This is a genomic window from Microbulbifer thermotolerans (genome assembly GCF_001617625.1).
GTDB classification, from domain to species: domain Bacteria; phylum Pseudomonadota; class Gammaproteobacteria; order Pseudomonadales; family Cellvibrionaceae; genus Microbulbifer; species Microbulbifer thermotolerans.
Window position 1 is genome coordinate 3,332,183 of the sequence record NZ_CP014864.1, and the last position, 23,981, is coordinate 3,356,163.

The window sequence follows — 23,981 nt, forward strand, 5'->3', positions numbered from 1 at the left end:
CCTATAAAAACGTCCTTCACCATCCTCAAAGGTGATAATATCACTTGTATTCCTTTTACCGGCGACGCATCCTGATTGAACAGATACCTGGAAACCACTTGCTCGATTGTTGGCATAGCCATAAATACTCTCCTTACATCCATTTAACAAAATCCAAATTTAAACCATTTTCAACCTTTTCTGTCATAACATTCCCACAATTGGATACAGCGACAACTTGGCTATGAAATGCAACACCACGATCAAATTCTTCAACGGTATCCCTGTAAGCCTCCCGCTTATTTTTCATGTATTCCCGAATGGTTTGCCTATAAAATTTATTATCACAGCAATCTTTATGTATGATTAAACTTTTTAAAGAATAAAAATTCTTTCCGAAACCACGACATCCATCAAACAAACTAATTTTATATCTCTTTTTATAATCATCATCATTTTCTATTTCATAAACACTTTTCGTTGATATAAACCTTGCTAAACCAGACTTATCATCCGTAAAAAATACCAAAGAAAAATGCTTCTTAGGAAAATCAATAATTAGACTCTCTTTATATGTTACAACCACTTCACTTGGCGCAATAACATCGATGGAAAAATTTTCTTCAAAAGATTTTTCATTGCCATAAGATTCTCTAATCAATCGTTTTACATCAACTCTAGACAAGTCAGGAGAAATACCAACCCGCCAAGAACCACTGCGCAAAATTCTGTAGTATATATCTGTAAAATCTACATGTATACGCACAAAATCTTTTAGCATCCTCTTCCGCAACTCATCACCACTTAGAATCCTACCTTCTGCTGGGCAGATCCCTGCATCGACTTGCGAAAATCTCCAAGAGATATGAAAATAAATAGCAATTAAAGAGAGAACCACAATAGATATAAGAAAATAAAGCAAATTTCCTTTATAGATTTGCACTTGCTCCCCTACCTTTATCTTTCTTTCAGGCTATCTTTCTTGTACCTGAGCAACGAAGACAGGAAAAATTCAATTATCTGTCTTTGTCCGGTTTTCACTTCTGCCATTACCGACATACCGGGCGACAGCCGAACATACTTGTCCTCCACAGAGAGGCCATCCTGCTTTAAGCGCAATCGCGCCTTGTAGATCAATCCCAATTTTTCATCCTGTACGGCATCATCAGACAAGTTAATGGGTTCCGCATCTATTACGTCGTACTTGGTAAAGTTAAAAGTATCGATCTTGACTTCCGCCGTCTGACCTTCCTGCACAAAGCCAATATCTTTGTTGAGGATAAAAGCCTCTACCTCCAGTTCACTCTGCTCAGGCACTATCAGCATCAACTCCTGAGCTGGGGTAACCACACCGCCAATCGTGTGCACAGCCAGCTGTTGAAAACTTTTGTGCCTGTCTTGGACGGTACCCCCTCAGTCCAGCGTTACGGCGTAGCTCATCGCTGATTGTGGAAGTATGTCGCCCCAGCCAGATTTTTGGCAATCTCAAATTTAGAGAGTCGTCTGTTTTCAGACTGTGACCTGGTATCGCTCATTCTCGGTGAGCTGGTTGTAGTTCATCGGTGCTTTTCCCCTGCTGGGGAAAGGTGCAGGCTCTACCAGCTGGCCGCCACTTACCAATTACAGTTATTATTCAAAATCGCGAGATTTTATAAAACATATTGCACTAAATTCCCCATCTAATAACTGGTAGGTTTCGATATAAAGATTTTTACGGCCATTAATATTCTCAATTGAATATCTATAAACATATGTCTCTTTCCCTACTTTGGCTATTCCAGGCCACCCTTTATAATCTTCAGTATATTTCCAATCCGAAACACTCACGCTATCAATAAATTCACCATTCGCACCATACACCTTAAACTCCAGTCCACCCTTATCTCCATACCCATACATAGCCAGATCCCTGGCCATAAAAACAATTTCATTATCACCCTGACCATCCATATCAGTTTGATATACCGTATAATCTCCTAGCGCAAAACCATACTGCTCCACCGGCCCACCCAAAAACACCGAGTAAGGATCCCATCTCGGGATAATTTGACCATCAGCGATAAGGCTCATCTCATTCTCATAAGGTTCCCTGCTGATTTTGCTATAGTATTTGAGCATTTCTTGCGACCACTTCTCCTGGGAGATATGGTCGGGAAGAATCGTTTGCGCTCTACCCTCCCTAACTGCCAAATCATATCTTCGACACACTTCTTCAGGAACTTCATCGTAGGCTGTAATTTTATCAACCTTAATTTTCGAGTATTTACTTATAAACTCAACTGGCTCAATGACTGAGGTATCTGACAATAACCTTTCTGGTTCCCTGAGCTGATCTATCTCCATGTTCAATTTAAATTCAGATATTTTTTCTGACTTATTTTTCAAGACAACATATTTACAGACCCGAATTGCCTCAGGATAATTATCCTTGAGCTCAAAAATATTGAATTCCGCAATGAACTTCCCCCCTTCTATACCTCTCCCACCAGAAAGGCCCCTTTTATTGTACCCAACAACGTATACAGAATTTCTGTACTTTACTAAAACAGACCTGATATCATTTTCACCAGAAACTCCATACACAAAAGCAACGTAGTTCCTTTTAATCCCAGAACTTCCATACACCTTGTAGATATCTCCTGGCTCATTATATTTAGAATCCCTATATTCCCGCGAAATTTCACCACTAAAAAAAATAGTTTCTATGCCATTTTCCAGATGCTCATCAAAATCGTGCTGAAAAACTAGAAAATTTGACTCCCCTACCAACCCTGGATAAAGAGAGGTATAAAGAGAAAATGGATCATCCTGAAGATGGCTGGAAAACTTGGTAGTGTTCAGAATTCTGTGTCATTTCTTTACCATTAACAAAAAAGAGATGACCTATGACCAAACCTACCTTCGATATGGATGCCGCCATCAAGGCACTGCGTGAGGGCAAAGACCTCAGTGGCAAAGACGGTATCCTGACCCCACTGATCAAACAGCTTACCGAAGCGGCCATGCGGGCGGAGCTGGAGGAGCACCTCGCAAGCGAGGACAAGCCCAACCGCAAGAATGGCCATACATCTAAGACCATGAAGAGCTCCGCTGGCAGCTTTGAACTGGATACGCCGCGGGACCGTGCCGGCACCTTCGAACCGCAGATCGTCAAAAAGCATCAGACGCAGCTTACCGACGAACTGGAGCGCAAAGTGATTGCCCTGTTTGCCCTCGGTAACAGCTACCAGGACATCCGCACACACATTGCCGACATCTACGGTATGGAACTCTCCAACGGCACCATTAATGCCGTTACAGACAAGCTGCTGCCCGAGCTTCAGGCCTGGCGTGAGCGCGACCTGGAGCCTATCTACCCTATCATCTGGCTCGACGCTATCCACTATAAAATCAAGGAAAACGGCCGCTATATCAGCAAGGCCATTTACACCATCCTCGGCCTGAACATCGAAGGCAAGAAAGAGCTGCTGGGACTCTACTTGTCCGACCAGGAAGGCGCACACCACTGGCTGAGCGTTCTGACCGACCTATACAACCGCGGGGTCAAAGATATCCTGATCGCCTGTGTGGATGGCCTCCAGGGCTTCCCCGAAGCCATCGAGAGCATCTACCCCCAAACGGAGATCCAGCACTGCGTGATCCACCAGATCCGCAATTCGATGAAGTACGTGGCTTCGAAGAACCAGAAGGCCTTTATGGCAGATCTCAAATGTGTCTACAAGGCGGCAACACTCAATGCTGCCGAGAGCGCACTGGACGAGCTGGAAGCCAAGTGGGGCGACAAATACCCGATGGTGATCAAGTCCTGGCGCAGCAAGTGGCTCACACTATCGGCCTACTTCAAATATCCGGAATACGTACGCAAGCCAATTTACACCACAAACGCCGTTGAAGCCGTGCACAGGCAGTTTCGAAAACTGACCAAAACCAAGGGTGGCTTCGCCAATGAGAACAGCTTACTCAAGCTGCTGTACGCCGGTATACTGAAGGCCTCCGAGCGCTGGACGCACCCAATCCAGAACTGGAACCTGACGCTGTCACAGCTGGCGATCCACTTCCCGGAACGCTTGGAGAAATACATCAGTCTGTGACTATTTGGCTGACACAGAATTTTGAACACCCTCAGGCTATTTGGCTGACACAGAATTTTGAACACCCTCGAAAACTTCTTTATTTCTGGTGATTTTTTGCTATCTGAAGCATGCACTGGATACAGGTAGCTAACCTCCCCTTCAACCTTATCATCGGCAAGAGATCTAATCCCACTAATAATCCCCTCGCAAAGCTGCTTCTGCTTAGCATTCTGACGGTATAGAGAAAAATAAAAATTATTCTTCACCATACTCTCAATTTTTTGCAAAGAAATGTCGTAGTATTCTGATGCGAAGCAGCTGGCCGACTGAAATAAAACGCTAATAAACAATAAACATGAAAATCTAAACACACCCTTATCCCCAATCAAAATATTCAACATAAAATTCTGCATTTACAACACGATTACTTATCTTTCCGATCCAGTTTCTGCTGCCATAGCGCTTGCCGCAGAATTTTTACGTCATGCGCAGGTAAGTTTATAAATTTCCGCCAATTATTTTTTCAATATAAACCAGCTGATAGATCAGCTCGTGTTGCAAAGACACATCCGTTTGTCTTTCTAGGTAGTTTTCCATTTACTACAGGCTAGGTTCCTGTCGGATTAATGTTTCTATCTGACTTCCTACCTCATCGGTTATCTTTGCATCTTTACGGACTTCGCGCCTCTCAGGTGCAGGATAACTGTTGTGTGTGCCCTTGGCGGTATCCTATCTACCCAATGTGACCGCCTAGCTTTTGGCTAAAAGCCTCTTTTTTATAGATTTCCACTTGTGTTCCCACCTTTACCTTTCTTTGAGGCTATCTTTCTTATACCTAAGCAATGGAGACAGAAAAAATTCAATTATCCGCCTCTGCCCGGTTTTCACTTCTGCCGTTACCGACATACCGGGCGACAGCCGAACATACTTGTCCTCCACAGAGAGGCCATCCTGCTTTAAGCGCAATCGCGCCTTGTAGATCAACCCCAGCTTCTCATCCTGTACTGCATCATCAGACAAGTTAATGAGTTCCGCATCTATTACGTCGTACTTGGTAAAGTTAACAGTATCGATCTTGACTTCGGTCGTCTGGCTTCCTCCAGCGAATCCTGCCAAGATTTACGAATCTTATAGATGGTATATCCTTACCGTTTTATTTAGATTTTATAAACATGATTCCAAGTAATCAGTGAAACTTTAATGCAGCGAGCAAATCGTCTCGCCGCACAAAATTTTGCTTACTGCTAGAAATGGAGAAGCATAACTGTCCTTCAGAGGGAAATTTTACAAACTGTTAATCCTTTAAAGAAACCATCCGGCTTGTTTTCGCTTAGAATTGGCTTTGTTGATAGCTCATTTACCTCTATAGCCGGGCGACCATAACCATAAGCGTTGATCGTATAAAACATATCCTTGTAACTAATAACGTCTCCTGAAATATATTCAACAGTCCCATCATTAACAAAATCCGATCTAATATTATTAAACTCATCCACCACATAATTAATTTTTATCCACACCCCCTTGAGAACTTCATCTCCTTTCCAGGCCACCTGCACCACATCTTCCATATCCCCATTATTATTCATATCGGCTTTAAACTTTTTTACTCGCATCGTTTTCATGATACCCTCCAGGTCTTCAATTTTTTTCTTCCACCTGGAAATATCTACTGGCATCCTATAAGTACCACCTTGAATCAATAGCTTAAGCCCTACACTTGGGTGCATCTCTTGTCCATTCGGAATATAGATCTCACCAGCATCAACAAGATCAGAAAATACATCATACGAATCTAAATTATTTGTAATTTTACCCTTATATTGAGATACCTCATCACAAATGATTTCATCCTCAGCACGAACAAAACCAGAAACAGACAACAAAAAAGATAGAACTAAAACCAGATTTTTTGACATCACATCACCCATTTAAATATTAAATTTTCTTCCCACATCCATTATCAGTACAGTAATATTTATTTAGCTGTTCGAGACGCATTATTTTGTGATCAACTATGCAATTATAGTAAACAAGCTGTCCCCATCCGCCACTTAAACGGTTGCGACCGGAACACCATTTATTTATATAAGATTCCCATAGCGGCTGCGTATCAATTGCCAGCTTTGGATTTTCATAATTAACTTTAGCGTCTTCTATCTTTTCCTTTATCAATTCATCGAGTTCATCATTATAACTTTGATAGCAAGAAAGCATCTCATCAATCAAACCTTTGCTACATTCTTTATCAATCTCATCGATATTAAAAGCGCAGGCAGAATTGGCACTCATCACAGACAAAAACAATAAGATTTTTTTCATTTATCAATACCTAATTTAAATAATTTAAATTAATCAATAACCTAAATATAATACAAAATCATAGTTAATAAGTTGTCTTTATTTCAAGACTTGTTATATCTGAGCAACCGAAAATTCTTTTCTCCACAACAAGATTTTTTCTGTTACAAATGCAGCCATGCTTTATAGGCTATCCCAATTGTTCATCTTATATTGTGTCAGCAGACAACTTAGCATACTGTGCATTTATTACCCGGCACCTGTAAAAAGTGTAGGTATTGATTTTATCTCAGTAACCTGGCTATCTAAATCATTTTAAATTTAACTTAGGGAACCTCTGATTAAATCACTTTCTGGTGGCAGAGGCTCTTCACGGGTGGATGTGAAGCTCAGGTGATAGGACGGGCATTTCGAAACCGTCGGATACAGGGATGTATCCGTCGGAGCTACAGGGAAGTACTCGTGCGTTTTCGAAATGTCCTTCCTATTGCCTGAGCGCCCCGGAAGCTACCATAGTGTCCACGCGAATTAATCAGAGGTTCCTTAAACTGTTAAAAAATAAGATTTCTCTATTTATCAAGCGGTATATCGACAATAGATGCAAAAATACGATTATGGTTAAAGGAATCAACCCAGGGAAAAGCCGTATGTTCCGTATTTCTCTCCTTTTACAGATGCCCGTCCTGTAGACTCCGCTTTGAATAAGGTTTTAATGGTTTTTCCGCCGCATTATCAAAGGAGTGACCGACGATGCTAACTGGCAGCCGGAAGGCTGATTTACTTAGCCACTTGGTGTATCGAATTCCCTTACTGACTGCTTAAATTTTGTGGTGGGAAAAGGAGCGGATTTTCCTCTTGCTCGCACGCCTAGAGAGACCCGCTGATTTAATGTGCGTATCGGAAAAGATGGGCAGAATACTTGGAGTGAAGGATAGATATATTTAGAAACCGTCGGATACACGAGGTATCCGACGGAGCTACTGGGAAGTACTCGTGCGTTTTCGAAATTTCCGTCCTATTACCTGAGCGCCCCAGAAGCTATCATAGTGCTCTCGCGAATTAATCAGAGGTTCCTTAGGGCACTCTCACACGCTATAGAAACTTAAATAAGTCGAATATATTCAAGGATATGTTCAACCACAGTGCATATCGGACTCTACATTGGCCGACACGCGCACACTGTTGACTGAAACATCCACCTCCCCGGCTGTGGTCATATAGAAAGGTGAAAGCACCATATCCATACGTGCGCCTTTTTCCGCGAGGCATTGCAGAGGTATAGAGATGGTTTTCCACTCACCGGGCTCTGTTGCCTGCAACAGGCCGGTTACCGGCAGTTCTGCGCGGCAGTCTGTGCCACAGGACATGCCCACTCGCACCTCGTCGCTGGGTGCGCGCTCCACTTTTACATCGAACAACAGGGCGCCGTTGGATTGGAGATAACCGCTCAGATCCGTGCGCTGATTGGCAAAGAGGCCAACGGTGGCCGAGCCTTTTCCTCCCCACTGCAGTCGGCGGCTGTCTCCCTGTACATGGCGATCCACCATCTGTACCCGCAGGCCATTTAATTCAGTGACGCTATCGGTGATGGTGCTGCTTCGGTTACTGCTATCCAGAGCTTCCAGTTTCCAAGGGGCCAGCGCACGGCCTGCGAACAGCTGTAATTCCTCTTCACCGCTGGGTTCACTCAGGCCACTTTCCTCCGGCAGCAATCCCGCGACGTCTTGAGTACTATAGTTCAGACCAAAATCGAAGGCATACTGAACCTTGGGGTTTTCCGGATTTGCGGTTTGCGGCCAGGTAAACGGCAGGCGGCCAGCGAAATCGTAATTCACTTCACCATCCGCTCTGCGGAAAATGACATCGGCCACACCAGCACCTTCACTGCCCGGATGCCAGATTACAACAAAGGCATCAGAGGCGTTGATTTCCGGATTTACCCACAGGGGACGCCCGGTGATAAACAGGGAAACCACGGGAATATTCTGGCTCCGAAGTTTTTTCAACAGTGCGAGATCGGGGTCACCCCGGTAATCCAAATTGGCGATATCCCCCTGCATTTCCGCGTAGGGGTCTTCTCCGAATACCACTATGGCCACATCCGGCTTTTGTGTGAAGCTGCCGTCCACGCTCAGTATGGCTTCGCCACCGGCAGATTCCACCGCTTCGGCAATACCTGCGTAAATGGAGGTCGCACCGGGGAAATCACTGTTTTGATTTCCGGTACCCTGCCAGCTGATACTCCAACCACCAGCTTGCTTGCCGATATTATCGGCGCCGTCACCGGCCACCAAGACACGCTGGTTGCGCGCCAGGGGTAGTAAACCGTCACGGTTTTTCAGCAGCACCAGGGATTCACGCACCGCTTGGCGGGCGATAGCGCGGTGTTCCGGTGAGCCAATAACGGATTCGTCCCCGGCCAAAGCCCGCTCTGAGGGCGCTCCCTTTTCGAACAAGCCCGCACGCATTTTGACCCGCAGGATACGCCGCACGGCGTCATTCAGGCGCGATGCCGGGATGGTGCCGTCTTTCGCCTGGGCCAGGGTGTTGGCGTAAAGTGTTTTCCAGTTGGGGTCCGGCGCCATAAACATATCCAGACCGGCGTTGATTGCTTGCGGGCAACTGACGGTACTGCAGCCTTCCACAAAGGCGTGGCCGTTCCAATCGCCCACGACGAAGCCATCAAAGCCGAGGTGATTTTTCAGCACATCGGTAAGCAGGTATTTATGACCGTGCATTTTTTCCCCCTGCCAACTGCTGAAGGAGGCCATCACCGTCTGCACGCCCGCCTCTATCGCGGTGAAGTAACCAGGGGCGTGTATTTTGAGCAATTCCTCCTCTCCAAACTGTGCGTCACCCCGGTCAATACCGCCGGTGGTACCGCCGTCGGCAATATAGTGCTTGGCGGTGGCAATCACATGTCCCCCGGCAAAAAATTCATCGGTACGAACTTTGCCTTGCAATCCCTCCACCATGGGTCCGGCGTAGCTCGCTACCACTTCGGGGTTTTCGGAGTAGGACTCATAAGTGCGCCCCCAACGGTCATCTTGGACTACCGCCAAGGTGGGGGCAAAGCTCCAATCTATGCCTGTGGCCGCCACTTCGGCTGCCGTGGCGGCACCAACCTTCCGAATCAGGTCGGGGTTGCGCGTAGCGCCTAGCGCAATATTGTGTGGAAACAGCGTTGCGCCGATAACATTGTTGTGGCCGTGTACCGCATCCGTACCCCAGATAATGGGAATGGGCACACCGCCGTCAGAGGTGTCCATAGACGCGTGGTAAAAGGCATCAGCCAGCGCTACCCAGTCATCCACGGTTGCGTATTTATTGTTGTTAGGAAATGAGCCTCCGCCATTGAGAACTGATCCCAGGTGGTAATCCCGCACATCCTGTGGTGTCACAGCGCGCAGCTCGGCCTGAATCAGCTGGCCAACTTTTTCTTCCAGGGTCATTTTTTCCAGAAGCCGGTCAATCTTGGCTTCCATATCTGCATCCTGGACCAATCCACCGTGCAGAGTCGGCCAATCTGCGCCCAGGCGGACTGGGTTGTCGTTCTTATCTTGTGCAACTTTTTCACTACAAGCGGCAATGCCACCAGCCGCCACCAGGCAGGAGATGACCCCCTGGAGAATTCGTTTTTTTATCACCGCAGAACTCCTATTTTTTATCTGCACAGATTTCGTACAACGCTTTAGAAACGCCAATATCTGTTCCCCTTGTACGCAATGTACAGAAAGACGTCGTCCCACTTTAAAAATGCGAGGCAATATGGTCCAGATCACACTTTTTCCGGGTGCGCACGAAAAGTGGGAAGGGGAATGAACGATTTTGGGGCAAAAAAAGACCCGCATTGCGGGTCGAAAAGCAACTGACTCCATTCGAGAGAGCGTCAATTGTTAATAGTAACTGCCGGGCAGTGCTCACGCAGAAAATCGTCGTGACTGGGCAGGGTATCGACCATCTGTGCGATGGCCGCTCTGGCGGTTTCCTGGTGCTGGATAATCTGCGCTGCCGGCAGGTTATCCAGGCGGGCGTCATAGCGGCGCGGGCGCACCCCCATGCCTTCGAAAACAGAAAACCAACTGGGACTGTGAAAAAGCTCATCAATGCCTTCGCGCAGCGCCCCTTGGCAGCGGAACAGCGCGATGCGTTCCCGCAGCGTCTGCGGGATTTCCGCCTCTTCCTGCCACCAGCGCCAGAAGGGTGCATCCCGGCGGCGGGTGAGGCAGTAGTGCAACACAACGAAATCGCGGATCTCTTCGTAATCCAGGCGCATGCGGCGGTTGTACTCCGCTGCAAGCTCTGTATCACAGCTCTTTCCAGGGAAAAAGCGCAAGAAGAAATCCATACCCCGTGTCACCAAATGGATAGCGGTACTCTCCAATGGCTCAATAAACCCAGAGGCGAGCCCGAGGGACAGGCAGTTGTGCTTCCACAGCTCTGTGCGAATGCCGGTACGAAAGGGGATCAATGCCGGCTCTGTGATAGGTTTGCCATCCACAGCTTCCAGCAGGCGCGCGCGCGCTTCATCGTCACTGATAAAGCGGGTATCAAATACATAGCCATTGCCGGTGCGGTGCTGCAACGGGATACGCCAGCGCCAACCGGCACTTTCGGCACTCGCCTGGGTATAGGGAGTAGTGGCTCCGGTATTCTCGGTCTGCACGGCAACGGCTCTGTTGCAGGGCAGAAAATCTTTCCAGTCCTCGAACTCTACACCCAGCTGTTGTTCGATCAGCAGTGCTCTAAAGCCACTGCAGTCAATAAAGAAATCTCCGCTGATTTCCCGTCCATCGGTCAACCGCACCTTGTCGATAAAACCGTTGTCATGGCTAAAGACTTCAACAACCCGCCCCTCGACACGCTCAACACCGCGCGCTTCGGCATAGTTGCGTAGATAGCGTCCCGCCAGCTTGGCATCCAGGTGCAGTGCATAGCTGGCGCCACCGATTGGCGTTTTCTGTGCTTTCTGCGGCAGATAGAAGCGCCCTTCCCTTGCCATAACGGCACAGGGTGCGTGATCCTGCAGCTCGGAAGAGTGCCCGTTCAACTGTGCCCAGAGCCAGGCCTGATAAAATTCAATAATACCGAGGCGCTGCCCTAGAACGCCAAAGGGGTGAAAATAACTCTGTCCTTTTTCCAGCCAATCGTGGAACTGAATTCCCAGCTTAAAGCTTGCCTGAGTTTTTTGGATAAAATCCGCTTCGTCGATACCGAGACCACGCAGCAGTCCGATAAACGGAGGAATCGTGGATTCACCTACACCGATGGTACCGATATCCTCCGATTCCACCAAGGTCACCTTACATACATCTGGCTTGAACTGGTGGGCGAGCACCGCAGCGGCTATCCAGCCGGTGCTACCACCACCCACAACGACGATATGGCGAATTCTGTCGTCTAAATCGAATTTGTCTTTCATAGATTATTTCTGAACCAGGCTATTTTTTCTGCACATAACGCGCAATGAATTCCTGATGCGCTGGCGCTTCCCGCACCGCCTGGCGGACGCTGTCACGCATGCCCCGCAGTCCCTGTAAAAGTTGTGTTTGATCCAACGCATCAGCGGCGAGATTCCAGCTGTGCGGCAAGCGATCAAACCCAGCGAATATGGCCAGCCAACTGGCGGGCTGAAACATTTCCCAGCGATAGCGCAGCAAATAACCGCTGGATAAAAATACGTTTATTTTCCGCTGCAGGCTTTCCGGCAAATTGCCGTTTTTTGCCATAGCGCGACATTCTCTCCAAAAATCACTGTCTTCCCGGCCATTTAGTGCATAGTGCAGTAATACGAAATCCCGCACCCGCTCATACTCAAGGCGTGTCTGTTCATTAAACTCAGTAGCGATATCGGGGTGACAATCCCGCTGAGGGAAGAGGGTTTTCAACCGCTCTATCCCCGTTTCTATCAGTGCGATAGAAGTACTTTCCAGCGGTTCGATAAAACCGGCAGAAAGCCCCAGCGCGATGACGTTTTTATTCCAGGCCCGGCGGCGTATACCCGGTTTGAACCTTATAAGCCGAGGTTCATCCAAGGCGCTTTCACCCAAGCTCTGGGAAAATTCATCCCGTACCTGCTCTGCGTCGATATATCGACTGGAAAAGACCCGGCCGTTACCACTGCGTTCCTGTAAGGGGATATGCCACTGCCAACCCGCACTGTGGGCATTTACCTGTGTGTAGGGTTTTGCTGCGGTCTCGCGCGCGCTGGGCGCCACCCAGGCGCCGTCGCACAGCAGCCAGTGGCTCCAGTCCTCAAAGCCGGTTTGCAGCGCATCTTCGATCAAAAGGCCACGGAACCCGGAGCAGTCGATAAACAAGTCTCCGGCCAGCTCGCGGCCATCGTCGAGTAACAGGCTGTGAACAAATCCGTTCTCAGCCCTGGTAACTCGATGAACAGTAGCCCGCACATGTTCCACGCCTCCGGCCACCGCTTTCTCGCGCAGGAGCGCGGCGAAACGTCCCGCATCCAAGTGCAGCGCCCAGTCATAGACACTGAGTGTGGAGGGTGGGTTGGGCGAGGGCGGAGAAAATTTACCGGCCAGCGCCAAGCCCGCACCTAGAGAGAAGTCTGTCAGTTGTGCGTCCAACCCCGCCTTGCGTGCCCGCAGCCAGTAATGCAGAAAATCCACTTGATTCAGTGACTGGCCGAAAACACTAAAGGGGTGAAAAAAACTGTGGTTTTGGTTTTTCCAGTGATTGAATTGAATACCGAGTTTGCAGGTGGCGCCGATTGCGCGCATTACGTCCAGGTCCTGCAATCCCAGTCTGTGGCAAAAACGGCGAAAGGTGGGTGTGGTGGCCTCGCCGACACCAATGGTGCCAATATCGGGCGATTCCACCAAAGTGATTTTCAGGGGTGTTCCGGAAAAGTGGCGTTGCAGACTCGCCGCCGCCATCCAACCGGCGGTGCCGCCGCCGACAATCACTAGGGACTTAATTCGTTTGTCTGTTGTCATGGTACAGCTTTGCGCATTGCGCTTATTTTTATAACGAATTTTTGAAACAATTTTTCCACAAGTTTGCTAAATGAATATTCCTAATAAAAAAAGCCGGCTCCGAAGAGCCGGCACACCTTTTTAGAAACGGGCTCTGACACCGAGTGTATAACGGGGTTCGAACTCGTTCTGGGAGTGATACTGCTCCGCCTCACCGGCGTAATCGATATAGTAATTTTCGATTTCTCCGGTGATATTGGAGCCGTTCAGGAATACGGTGACCTCCTCCGTGACATCGTAGCTGACCTGAGCGTCCACATAGTTGGTGGCCTCCTGATACACCTGGAAGCCAGTTCCACCGACGTTGCCATCCTGCAGCCGATCACTTCGGTAGTTGTAGGCAATTCGCGCTTGCAGTTTTTCATCTTGATACCAGGCAACAAAATTGAATTGATGTTCACTGGTATCGTAGAAGGGCAGCTCATTGCCTTTCTTGTCGACGTCGTTACTGCTACTGGGCGAATAGGTGTAGTTGGTGTCGATACCAAAGTTGCCTAACAGGCCGTCGGTAAAGTCCCCAAATGCCAGCTTGGCTCCAAGTTCCACACCTTGAACTTTGCCCCCTCCCCTTCTACGGGGCCGGTTACGGGTACCGAGCGGCGCACCACACCGTCTGAGTCGGCGAATTCCCGCATTTCAACGGTACCGCCGACCACGAAGCTGTCGATATCCACATGGAACAGCGCCAGATTGGCCATGGAGGCGCCACCGAAGTAATACTCCACCGCTACATCAAAATTGGTAGAGCGCCAGGGATCCAGTTCGGGGTTGCCGCCGGCATTGGCACTGGTAACACAGCGTGTGCCGTATCCATACTCGGGGCAGTCAGAAGTATTAATGTCCAGGCCGCCGCCGTACCACCCCAGGTCCAACGGCATCATGTTTTGACTGGCGGCGAATCGAAGCAACAACTCATCATAGGGTGCTGCAGTCAAATTGAGCGCTGGCAAGACATCGGTGTAGCTGTTTTTGGAGAAGACATCACCGGCATCGATATTGGTATCACCGTAATTCTTGATATCGCCAGTGACATTCTGGCGAACACTGATCTCGGTATCGATCACGCGCAGGCCCAGATTACCGGTCACTATGCCATATTCGAAATCCGCACTCAGAGTGAAGCTGTTCTCCACCAGCCCGACATCGTAACTCTCGCCGGGCACGATTACGCGATAGGCATCGCCAAATACACGTTTCTGGAAGGCTTCCACATCGTCAAAGTCTTTGGGGTCAATAGCCCAGACACCGGGCAGGCCAGAGGTGACTGAGCCATAGTCATCCACAAAAATTACGTTGTTGTAGTCGTATAGTTTGGTGGGGCGGTTGACCGTGTACCCTTGGAATTCTCCGTTGACCAGTTCGCCCGCCTGACACTGGTCCTGATCCATCACCACATCGATCGCTTTCCACTGGGCCTCGCAGCCGGCGGGATCTGTGGCGCCGTTGCCGGCGTAGAAGCGGGAGAAAAGGTGGAACTGTTCAATTTCTACCTGCCGGTCGCTGCGGCGCAGGCCGAAATCCACTTTGGTAATAAATCCGCCCACGGCTTGGTCAAAGTCGTAACTGCCCTTGGCCGAGAAGACATCCAGGGTAGCGTCAGACTCGTTATTGCCCTCGGAAGAGAAGGCGGCCACCGCGTAGCTGTCCAGGTTAGCCATGTAATCGCGCATGGTGGCGCCTGCCCCCAGACCGCCGGAAATCGGGTTATCGAAACCACTCCAGCGCGGATGACTGCCGCTGATATCGTAATGCAGTTCCGGAGTCTCCCCGTAACCCAGCGGGTTGGGATCGATAAAGCGGCCGCCATTCTCCCCCACATCGCCCACATAGCGGTCTTCGTCGTACAGGGCGGCGATATCGGCGGGATAGAAAGGCAATAGTTGCTTGGGCGTATCGTCGCGCCAGTTGGACAGGTCACCCTGAGCCTGACCGTTCATAGACAAACGATTGGCATCGCCGTGAATGGCGCGCAGGCCACCGCGGAAATTGCCGCCGTTGTCGTAATTCAGTTCAAGGTTAATGTTCTTGGAATCGGACGTATTGGTACGGTTTACTGTAAAGGAGTTGACCCACTGGGCGTGCACATCGTACTCATCCACGGAAAGCCAGCTCTCGCCGTTGTTACCGGCAATCCCAGTATCCGTGTAATCAGTGGGCGTCAGCCAATCCAGTGTCTGCCAGCGGTTGGAAATGTTCAGGCCCACCGCGCGATTGTGCTCTTCCAGCTCGGTGTAGAAGCCCTCCGCGACAACATTGAAGCCATTGCCGAGATCCGCCTCAAAGGCCAGATTCATACCTGTGCGGTTGCGTTCCACCACTCGGTTGAAGCTGTCGTAGCCGTGGGGCGCGTTGAAGTTCTTGCCGTCGCCGCCCCAATCGTTATTGCCGAAGACGCCACCGGAAATACCGGAGTAGTTGTTGCCCAGATTCGCTTCACTCTTACTGGCGGAGAATAAAACGCCCATCGTTTCATTGCGCCAGCTCACCAACCCATTAACGGAAGGATCGGTCTCGCCAGTGTAATCGCCCTGGGCCATTTCGGCGGCAACGGTGCTGGTAAAACCCTCGTCGAGCCCCATGGGGCGGAGGGTGCGCAAGTCCAATGTGCCGGTGATGCCATTCAAGGCATTGCTTAGGTCAGCAGATTTGTAAACATTCACTCCGCCCATCAGCTGGGAGGGGATGTCTGTAAGGGTCGGTTGGGCACCGCCCAGATTACCGGCAGTCAGATACTGCTCGCCGTTTAGCAGGGTCATCACCTGTGGCAGGCCGCGGATGTTGGCTGTCGCCCCCTCGCCCGCATCGCGCTTAATCTGAACACCAGATATACGCTGCAAGGAGTCCACAACAGTCACGTCCGGCAACTTGCCGATATCTTCAGCGACAATACCGTCCACCATGGACAAGGAGTCACGCTTGAGATTGACGGCACTCTCCTGAGCGCCGCGCACCCCCAGCACCGTCACTTCTTCCAGTGCCGGGGTTTCTTGACTCTGAGCGATTGTCACACTGCTCATGGTCATTGCCGCGATAGCCGCGGCCATGGATTTTTTCCTAAACCCAAATTGATTGCTCATGGAGTTCTCTCCACCATCGTGATGTCGTTATTTTTTTATCTGCTCAGATGATCGCCGCTACTGCCTAGCGCCAACGGAGTCATCGAGGCGGGAGAATCCTCGGCGAATCGGCAATAGGTGTCGTCCCAGTTTGGGCCGGAGCGGAGAAGATGAGCTATCCCATTTTTCCCAGCGCTCAGTGGGAATCAAAAAATCTCTATAAATCAATAAGTTAAAAACACGTCTCAGTAAATGCCCTCTTCGGCAGGGTATACAGGAGACGTTTGGGATGGTAAGCAACCAATCACAAAACACTGGATCTTGTGCAATTTGTCGTATATTTCTACCGTTGACTGATCACTGCCCTCGCTATCTGGCACGCGCTTCTACACCGCGCTGCACCCGGCAGTGAGAAGAAAATGATCGGATGGACATTGTCCGAGTGTCTCCGCGCCAGTACATAAGAGGCGTCGTGACACCGGTCACAAATTACCCATAGATAAGGAAGGCCACCGTGAAACGTCTATTCCTGCCGCTCGCCCTGGGCACGGCACTACTGAGCAGCAACCCGGCCACCGCCACAGACCCGCAACAACTGCTGAAGCAAACAGAGTCCAAGGTGATCGAGTGGCGCCGCCACCTCCACCAGTACCCGGAGCTCGGCAACCGAGAGTTCAAAACGGCCAAATATATTGAGAAACACCTGAGATCCCTCGGCATGGAAGTGGAGACCGGCGTAGCGCACACCGGCGTGGTCGCTCTACTCAAGGGCGGCAACCCAGGTCCCACAGTGGCACTGCGCGCGGATATGGATGCACTGCCGGTGGCCGAACAGGTGGATATTCCTTTCGCATCAAAGGTAAAAACCGAGTACAACGGCGAACAAGTGGGTGTCATGCATGCCTGCGGTCACGACACCCATGTGGCCATGCTGATGGGCGCGGCGGAAGTCCTGGCTGCTATGCGCAATGAACTGAATGGCAATGTGCTGTTTGTTTTCCAACCTGCGGAAGAGGGTGCGCCGGACGGCGAAGAGGGTGGCGCCGAGCTGATGCTGAAAGAGGGGCTATTTGAGAAATACAAGCCGCAAGTGGCCTTCGGCCAGCACGTGACCTCCACCCTCCCAAGCGGCGTGATCGGCTACAGATCCGGTCCCCTGATGGCGAGTTCGGACGAGTTCCGCATCACTGTCAAAGGCCGCCAGACCCACGGCTCCCGCCCCTGGGGTGGTGTTGACCCGATCACCGCAGCAGCGCAGATCGTCATGGGCACCCAGACCATCGTCAGCCGTCAGATCGATATCAGTAAGGAACCGGCGGTGGTCTCCTTCGGCAAAATCGCAGGCGGTGTGCGCAACAACATCATCCCGGACAGCGTCTTCCTGAACGGCACCATTCGCAACTTCGATATGGACAACCGCCAGCAGATTTTCAAGAAGCTGAAAACCACCGCGGAACGGATTGCGGAGAGCAGCGGCGCCGAGGCCGAAGTGGAAATACTCGAGGGCTATCCGGTAACCGTCAACAATCCCGCATTAACCGAGCAAGCGGTACCCGTGCTGAAAGCGGTTGCCGGGGATAAAAACGTTATGGAAATTCCCAAAATCACCGGGGCCGAAGACTTCTCCTTCTTTGCCCTGGAAGTGCCGGGCTTCTATTACTTCCTCGGCGTAACGCCCGCGGGCACAGACCCCGCCACCGCAGCGAGTAATCACTCACCGCGTTTTTACGTGGATGAAACGGCGCTGAAAACCGGTACTGAGGCCATTACCCGGCTGACGCTGAACTATTTGTCCGCCGCCCGCGGGCAATAAGCCCCAGTCCCGGCACTACCCTGATGCGCTTTCGCTGCTGTGCGCCGGGCGCCGGCGGCGGCGGGGACGCTGGGCGTCACCGCGCGGAGTCTGGCTACTGTCGTTGCGGCGCCGTCTCTGTCCGTTGCCGCGACCGCCATCACCAGGCCTCTTGCCGCCGCTGCGGCGCCTGCCCCCCTTCGCCGGGCCGCCCGACTCCGGCAGTGGCTGGCTCGGTTCAAATCCCGCGACCTCTTCCCGCGGCAGCGCCATCTTGATCAGCCGCTCGATATCCCGCAGCTGTTTGATCTCATCCGCGCTCACCAGGGATACCGCCTGGCCGCGGGCACCGGCGCGACCGGTGCGGCCTATGCGGTGCACGTAATCCTCCGGCACATTGGGCAGATCGAAATTCACCACTTGGGGCAGCTGGTCGATATCGATACCGCGGGCAGCGATATCCGTGGCCACCAGTATTTGCACCTTTCCGCTCTTAAAATCCGCCAGCGCCTTAGTGCGCGCATTCTGGCTCTTGTTGCCGTGAATGGCGGCAGCGGTGATATCGTCCGCCTGTAATTGTTTCACCAGTCGGTTGGCGCCGTGCTTGGTGCGGCTGAACACCAGAGCCTGATACCAGTTGTTCTCGCGGATCAAATGGCTCAACAGCTTCTGTTTGCGCCCCTTGTCCACCGGGTACAACTTCTGTTGCACCGTCTCTGTGGTGGTGTTGCGCGGGCTGACGTCAATCTCCAGCGGATCTTTCACCAATCCCTTGGCAAGATTGCGGATTTCCGGTGAAAAGGTCGCGGAGAAGAGCAGGTTCTGGCGCTTGGCGGGCAGAAGTTTCAGGATGCGCTTGATGTCGTGAATAAAGCCCATGTCCAACATGCGATCGGCCTCATCCAGCACCAGGGCCTCCAGCTTGTCAAAATGCACAGCCCCCTGGCCGTGCAGATCCAACAGGCGGCCCGGAGTGGCCACGAGAATATCAGCGCCACCGCGCAGGCGCGCGATCTGCGGATTGATTTTCACCCCGCCAAAAACCACTGCATGGCGCAGCGGCAGGTACTTGCTGTAATCCTGCACGTTGTCGAACACCTGCGCCGCCAGCTCGCGGGTGGGGGTGAGCACCAGGGTGCGGACGCGGCCATTGCGCGCGCGCTCTCCCTGGCTTAACCGATGCAACAGCGGCAGAGTAAATCCGGCTGTCTTGCCGGTACCTGTCTGCGCCGCCGCCATAATATCCCCGCCGGCCATCACCGCGGGAATTGCCTGAGCCTGAATCGGAGTCGGCTCCGTATAACCTTTCTCTGTGACAGCGCGGGCAATTTCCCGCACCAAGCCCAGATCTTCAAATAGCATATAAAAATCAACCTCGAGTTGCGTTCCAACGCAATCGCAAACCGTTACGCCCACTTGCGGACGCTGTGAATAATTCGGGTTCCCAAATCGCCGGCGGAAGCCCGCCGCAGCGTTATACCGAAAAACCGAGCGCAGAACTGCGCGTGAACCAGGTACCACCTCTCCCCGCACATTGCACACCAGCACACGGCGACCGCCATCAGCCACCACTTGCGCCTCATAAACCAGATGGATTCCAGGGGGGTGGAAAAAAATTCCGGGGGAAATGCCGGCAGGCCCGACGGCCTGCGGATAACGCAATGCTTTGGCGCGCCACTATAGCACACTCACAGCGACCGCATAGTTTTATTTTACGCAAATACCCGGTGGTTGTAGTCCGCCACTTGTTTAGACCGATACGCCAGTAACCCTTGGGACCACAGGGTGGCTATCATAGTATTTGCTGACGGTTGCAAACGCGACCGAGGATTGAAATTGCATTGCGGTGAGGAGTGACTGATGGCGTCTACTTACGATACGTCGGAAAAATGCGAGCCGGGAGAATATGTAACTCTGGGCAATGGGCGCCAAGTGCTGATCAGACCGATATGCAGAAGTGACGGCCAGCTGGAGAAGGACCTAATCGAGGGCTTGTCTCCAGAGACGCGCCGCGACCGCTTTATCGGCGGCAGCTGCAAAGCCAGTGCCAAATTGATTGAACTACTGACCGACAACGATCAACGGCACGAGGCTTTTATCGCCATTGTTACCCAAAATGGGAAAGAGAGAGCCATCGCGGTATCTCATTATGCACTGGATGAAGACGGCCGCGCCGCCGAGTGCGCAGTAGTGGTCAGCGACGACTGGCAGGGACTGGGACTCGGCAGACTGATGCTACAACGCCTGATCGACAAGGCACGCGAATACGGCCTGGAGCGGATTTACTCCATCGAATCCGCCGACAACATGCGCGTAAAACGTTTCGCTGGCGAAATGGGCTTCGAATGCAAAGCGGATCCGCGCGACTACACACTGCTGACCTATACTCTGCACCTGCAGCAAATACCGGTCGAAAAGCAATACAACACCGAACGCCAGCCTGCCTACGCCCGCTAGCGTCCGGCACATGGGAAAGCGGCGCGCCGCTTTCCCTCTCCTCCCGCACTTAGGCCTAAACTGTCCATGCACTTCCGCCCCGATGACGACATCAGGTAGCGCCCCATGGACAAAACCATTCCCCCCAACTTCCGCTCTATATCCATGGCAGCCCGGTGCCTTCCCAAAGCCGCGACTGGATCGATGTAACCAATCCCGCTACCGGCGAGACACTGACCCGGGTGCCTTGCACTACAGAACCGGAACTGCAGCGGGCTGTAGAGGCAGCCAAAACTGCCTTCCATAGCTGGCGAGAAACCCCGGTTCCCACGCGCGCCCGCTTAATGCTCAGATACCAGGAACTGCTCAAACAGCACCAGGAAGAACTGGCGGAAATTCTCTGCGAGGAGAACGGAAAAACCTTCGAGGATGCCAAAGGGGATATCTGGCGCGGCATAGAAGTGGTGGAACAGGCGGCCAATATCGCCGCGCTGATGATGGGGGAAACGGTAGAGAATGTCGCCGCCGCCATCGACTGCTACTCCTACACCCAGCCCCTGGGAGTCTGCGCCGGTATCACCCCGTTCAACTTCCCGGCCATGATTCCACTGTGGATGTTCCCCATGGCCATCGCCTGCGGCAATACCTTCGTGCTGAAGCCTTCGGAACAGGACCCGGTCACTGCCTATAAACTGGCGGAACTCTTTACAGAAGCCGGCGCCCCCAAGGGCTTATTGCAAGTCGTGCACGGCGGCGGCCAGCAGGTGGACTTCCTGCTCAAACACCCGGATATCAAGGCTGTCTCTTTTGTCGGCTCTGTCCCTGTAGGCCAACATATCTATCGCACCGCCACCGATCATCTGAAAAGAGTGCAGTCCTTCGCCGGAGCCAAAAATCATATGGTGATTATGCCGGACGCCAACAAACAGATAGTGATCAACAACCTGATCGGCGCCTCCGCAGGCGCCGCTGGCCAACGCTGTATGGCCATTTCTGTCGCCGTACTGGTGGGCGAGGCACAGCAATGGATCACCGAAATCCGCGACGCTATGGCCAAGGCCAAACCCGGCCACTGGAAAGACCCCAACGCAGACTTCGGCCCACTGATTTCATCCGCAGCGCGCAAACGGGTACTGGACTATATCGCCAAAGGCAAGGCGGAAGGAGCCCGCTGCCTGCTGGACGGCTCGGACGTAAAAGTCGATGGCTACCCCGGCGGCAACTGGGTTGGGCCGACACTGTTTGCCGATGTCACCCCGGAGATGTCCATCTACACCGACGAGATCTTCGGCCCGGTGCTCTGTCTGGTCAATGCGGACAGCCTCGACGACGCCATACGCCTAGTCAACGATTGCCCCTACGGCAACGGCACCGCCATCTTCACCGCCAGCGGCGCCGCCGCGCGCAAATACCAGCACGAAATTCTGGTGGGCCAGGTGGGCATCAACGTGCCCATACCTGTCCCCCTGCCATTCTTCAGCTTCACCGGCTGGCGCGCCTCCTTCTACGGCGACCAACACGCCTACGGCAAGCAGGCCGTGCGCTTCTATACCGAAACCAAGACAGTGACTGCGCGCTGGTTTGATTCGGATATTGAGCAGGCGGAGCATCCGAATATGACGATTCAACTGAAATAAAACCCAAGGGATCTATAATTAATTCACTTGTTAACGATGCACGCAGGGATCTACTACAGCGCTCACGCGAATTAATCAGAGACGCCCTAATAAATGCAGCGCTACATATCGGTATCCAGAAAAAGAGGTTCTACCGCTAGCTCCAAAGCTTGATTAGCTTGACAATACTCCGGTCTAAGGAAGTTTTAGAGCTTGCGCTGAAAATGGCCAGACCCACTATGCCACTACAGCTCTAAGATCTTTTTCGGGTGCTCGCCGTTCTTAAGCTGGGTCTTTACCACCAAAAGCACAGCCTCAAAAGCTAAAGTCGGCAATGGTCGCGAAAACTTGGTATAAATCCATGTCTCGTAGTTAAACCTGTGTATCTCTGTGTGAGCCGGAGCTTTAGGAGCGGACCAGTGTCCCTTGTGCGCCTTGGTTATAGGCAGGTAAATGCCGTTTCGTGGATCTTGAATGCCAATGCCCGCAAGGTGCAAGTTGGCTCTCGCCTGTGCTATCTCTTCCTGAAGCCATCTCTCTTATTAAGGCTGTTGTAGCAAAATATCTGCCAAATAGGTTTCCAGCGCGGTCATGGTGACCTCGCCCTGCCTGCCTGCGGAAAATAGCGATTGCAGTAAGGCGTAGTCTTGTCCGGAGCCTTCGCGTTCAATAAAGGCCCGAAATACATTGGGGGTTAGCTCGTGCTTCAGCATTACAGCGACGGCTTGCACCAGAGACTGGGTATCTTTCCAGTGGATATACGCGGCTAAGCGGTCTTTCACCACGTCCTCTACTTTTAAGATGGGTATGTCACCATTTGCTGTGGGCACCCTGGTCGTTTGCGTAATCAACTCATCACCTACCGATAAAGGCACGGATGGGAAATCAACCGTCACTTCGGTGGTGTTATTCACGTACACGCGACCTTACTTGTAATAACCCAGTTCGGCCATTGCGCGGTGCAACATTTTAGCCGGAGCATAGCTGGTATTGACCAAGTCAATATCTTTGGTGAGGTATAGGTTGCTGCTGTAAATTTCCACAGCCAGGCCACCCACCAGCACTACTTCTATGCCGAGCTCTGCCAAGTGGCGGACAATAATGGCCGCCAAATCGGTCATGCTGGTATTGCTAAAGTCCATTATTTGCCCTCGCCTCGCGCAGCCACTAACGGCTTACCCGCCTTACGTGGTCGGGTGCGCTGCACTAGGAGGCGGTTTTTCAGCTCGACGGGATAAGCGGCTACGGCGGCTTTTAACAACGCGGTAAGTGGCTCGATATATGGGTAGCGCGGATTTAAGCGGTAGTTACGCACCCGACCAATTAGCTCGCTGACGACCACGCCATCCTCTTCCAACCGAGCCAGTTGCTTTTGCATGGGGTTAACTGGCATACCGTAAAAACCGGCAATTGCACGAGCATAACCCTCGCCGCGCGACATTAAGTACACCAGCGCATTTTCCTGTGATTTAGCCCGCAGGAGCCCCCTAAGAATGAGCATGACTCACGCCTTTGTACCAATAATCAGCCAATATAATTCACTTATTGGTATATGTTAACCACACCTTGGTACACCTTTAGTCCCCTCTTCCCCCCCTTCCCGTAAGAAAGTCTTAAACGCGGCTACCAGTTCGTTTATATCGTTGGCCATAAACGCATCATCAATTGTCTCGTGTGGGACAGAGGGAAATCGAGCCTCATACAGCTTTTCGGTCATGATAGAACCGTGC

General features: G+C 51.6%; 20 protein-coding genes. 4 read left to right on the forward strand and 16 right to left on the reverse strand.

Features of this window, described 5'->3' with window-relative positions:
• Positions 1-133 precede the first annotated feature (133 nt).
• From A3224_RS13735 to A3224_RS13745, 3 genes are all read right to left on the reverse strand, one after another.
• The gene (locus A3224_RS13735; protein WP_156481501.1) at positions 134-922 is read right to left on the reverse strand and encodes a hypothetical protein; all 789 of its coding nucleotides are present in this window, start codon (positions 920-922) and stop codon (positions 134-136) included.
• 14 nt (positions 923-936) lie between these two features.
• The gene (locus A3224_RS13740) at positions 937-1,347 is read right to left on the reverse strand and encodes an HlyD family efflux transporter periplasmic adaptor subunit (protein ID WP_197462997.1); all 411 of its coding nucleotides are present in this window, start codon (positions 1,345-1,347) and stop codon (positions 937-939) included.
• Between the two features lie 261 nt (positions 1,348-1,608).
• Complete coding sequence (locus tag A3224_RS13745; RefSeq protein ID WP_231902398.1) at positions 1,609-2,604, reverse strand: hypothetical protein; 996 nt, start codon at positions 2,602-2,604, stop codon at positions 1,609-1,611.
• Between the two features lie 260 nt (positions 2,605-2,864).
• On the opposite strand from A3224_RS13745, the gene A3224_RS13750 reads away from it, so the two are divergent.
• A complete protein-coding gene (locus A3224_RS13750) occupies positions 2,865-4,070 on the forward strand; it encodes an IS256 family transposase (protein WP_067154764.1) in 1,206 nt (401 codons plus the stop codon).
• A 786-nt stretch (positions 4,071-4,856) separates the two neighbouring features.
• On the opposite strand, the gene A3224_RS13755 is transcribed toward A3224_RS13750, so the two are convergent.
• The 8 genes from A3224_RS13755 to A3224_RS13785 form a co-directional block, all read right to left on the reverse strand.
• Positions 4,857-5,168 (reverse strand): putative HlyD family type I secretion protein, encoded by a 312-nt coding sequence (locus tag A3224_RS13755; protein ID WP_067155777.1) that lies wholly within the window; start codon positions 5,166-5,168, stop codon positions 4,857-4,859.
• Between the two features lie 155 nt (positions 5,169-5,323).
• Positions 5,324-5,971 carry a hypothetical protein gene (locus tag A3224_RS13760; RefSeq protein WP_156481502.1) on the reverse strand — a complete coding sequence of 216 codons (648 nt, stop codon included), beginning with the start codon at positions 5,969-5,971 and terminating at the stop codon, positions 5,324-5,326.
• A gap of 19 nt (positions 5,972-5,990) precedes the next feature.
• The gene (locus A3224_RS13765; protein WP_067155781.1) at positions 5,991-6,374 is read right to left on the reverse strand and encodes a hypothetical protein; all 384 of its coding nucleotides are present in this window, start codon (positions 6,372-6,374) and stop codon (positions 5,991-5,993) included.
• Between the two features lie 1,112 nt (positions 6,375-7,486).
• Positions 7,487-9,997: a glycoside hydrolase family 3 protein gene (locus A3224_RS13770; RefSeq protein WP_067158067.1), complete on the reverse strand. Its 2,511-nt coding sequence runs from the start codon at positions 9,995-9,997 to the stop codon at positions 7,487-7,489.
• A gap of 245 nt (positions 9,998-10,242) precedes the next feature.
• Positions 10,243-11,775: a tryptophan halogenase family protein gene (locus A3224_RS13775; RefSeq protein ID WP_067155783.1), complete on the reverse strand. Its 1,533-nt coding sequence runs from the start codon at positions 11,773-11,775 to the stop codon at positions 10,243-10,245.
• A gap of 19 nt (positions 11,776-11,794) precedes the next feature.
• Entirely contained in the window at positions 11,795-13,312 is a 1,518-nt protein-coding gene (locus tag A3224_RS13780) for a tryptophan halogenase family protein (protein ID WP_067155786.1), read from the reverse strand.
• A gap of 120 nt (positions 13,313-13,432) precedes the next feature.
• The gene (locus tag A3224_RS17170) at positions 13,433-13,897 is read right to left on the reverse strand and encodes a TonB-dependent receptor domain-containing protein (RefSeq protein ID WP_197462998.1); all 465 of its coding nucleotides are present in this window, start codon (positions 13,895-13,897) and stop codon (positions 13,433-13,435) included.
• Positions 13,846-16,428, reverse strand: coding sequence for a TonB-dependent receptor (locus A3224_RS13785; RefSeq protein WP_197462999.1), 2,583 nt, complete (start codon positions 16,426-16,428; stop codon positions 13,846-13,848). The genes A3224_RS17170 and A3224_RS13785 overlap by 52 nt, the downstream gene beginning before the upstream one ends.
• A gap of 493 nt (positions 16,429-16,921) precedes the next feature.
• Between A3224_RS13785 and A3224_RS13790 the strand changes: the two genes are divergently transcribed.
• Complete coding sequence (locus A3224_RS13790) at positions 16,922-18,220, forward strand: M20 family metallopeptidase (RefSeq protein ID WP_067155788.1); 1,299 nt, start codon at positions 16,922-16,924, stop codon at positions 18,218-18,220.
• 15 nt (positions 18,221-18,235) lie between these two features.
• Here the strand turns inward: A3224_RS13790 and A3224_RS13795 are convergent, their stop codons facing one another.
• Positions 18,236-19,561: a DEAD/DEAH box helicase gene (locus tag A3224_RS13795; protein ID WP_067155791.1), complete on the reverse strand. Its 1,326-nt coding sequence runs from the start codon at positions 19,559-19,561 to the stop codon at positions 18,236-18,238.
• A 498-nt stretch (positions 19,562-20,059) separates the two neighbouring features.
• On the opposite strand from A3224_RS13795, the gene A3224_RS13800 reads away from it, so the two are divergent.
• On the forward strand, positions 20,060-20,656 hold the full coding sequence (locus A3224_RS13800; RefSeq protein WP_067155794.1) for a GNAT family N-acetyltransferase: 597 nt from the start codon (positions 20,060-20,062) through the stop codon (positions 20,654-20,656).
• Positions 20,657-20,811: 155 nt separating this feature from the next.
• Positions 20,812-22,272 carry a CoA-acylating methylmalonate-semialdehyde dehydrogenase gene (locus A3224_RS13805; protein WP_231902399.1) on the forward strand — a complete coding sequence of 487 codons (1,461 nt, stop codon included), beginning with the start codon at positions 20,812-20,814 and terminating at the stop codon, positions 22,270-22,272.
• A gap of 224 nt (positions 22,273-22,496) precedes the next feature.
• On the opposite strand, the gene A3224_RS17685 is transcribed toward A3224_RS13805, so the two are convergent.
• The 4 genes from A3224_RS17685 to A3224_RS13825 are packed head-to-tail and all read right to left on the reverse strand — an operon-like array spanning position 22,497 to position 23,701.
• Complete coding sequence (locus tag A3224_RS17685) at positions 22,497-22,748, reverse strand: AHH domain-containing protein (RefSeq protein ID WP_067155800.1); 252 nt, start codon at positions 22,746-22,748, stop codon at positions 22,497-22,499.
• Between the two features lie 45 nt (positions 22,749-22,793).
• Entirely contained in the window at positions 22,794-23,165 is a 372-nt protein-coding gene (locus tag A3224_RS13815; protein ID WP_139223290.1) for a hypothetical protein, read from the reverse strand.
• Between the two features lie 12 nt (positions 23,166-23,177).
• Entirely contained in the window at positions 23,178-23,393 is a 216-nt protein-coding gene (locus tag A3224_RS13820) for a nucleotidyltransferase (protein ID WP_067155806.1), read from the reverse strand.
• The gene (locus A3224_RS13825; RefSeq protein ID WP_139223289.1) at positions 23,393-23,701 is read right to left on the reverse strand and encodes a winged helix-turn-helix domain-containing protein; all 309 of its coding nucleotides are present in this window, start codon (positions 23,699-23,701) and stop codon (positions 23,393-23,395) included. Before A3224_RS13825 ends, A3224_RS13820 begins: the two co-directional genes overlap by 1 nt.
• Between the last annotated feature and the right edge of the window lie 280 nt (positions 23,702-23,981).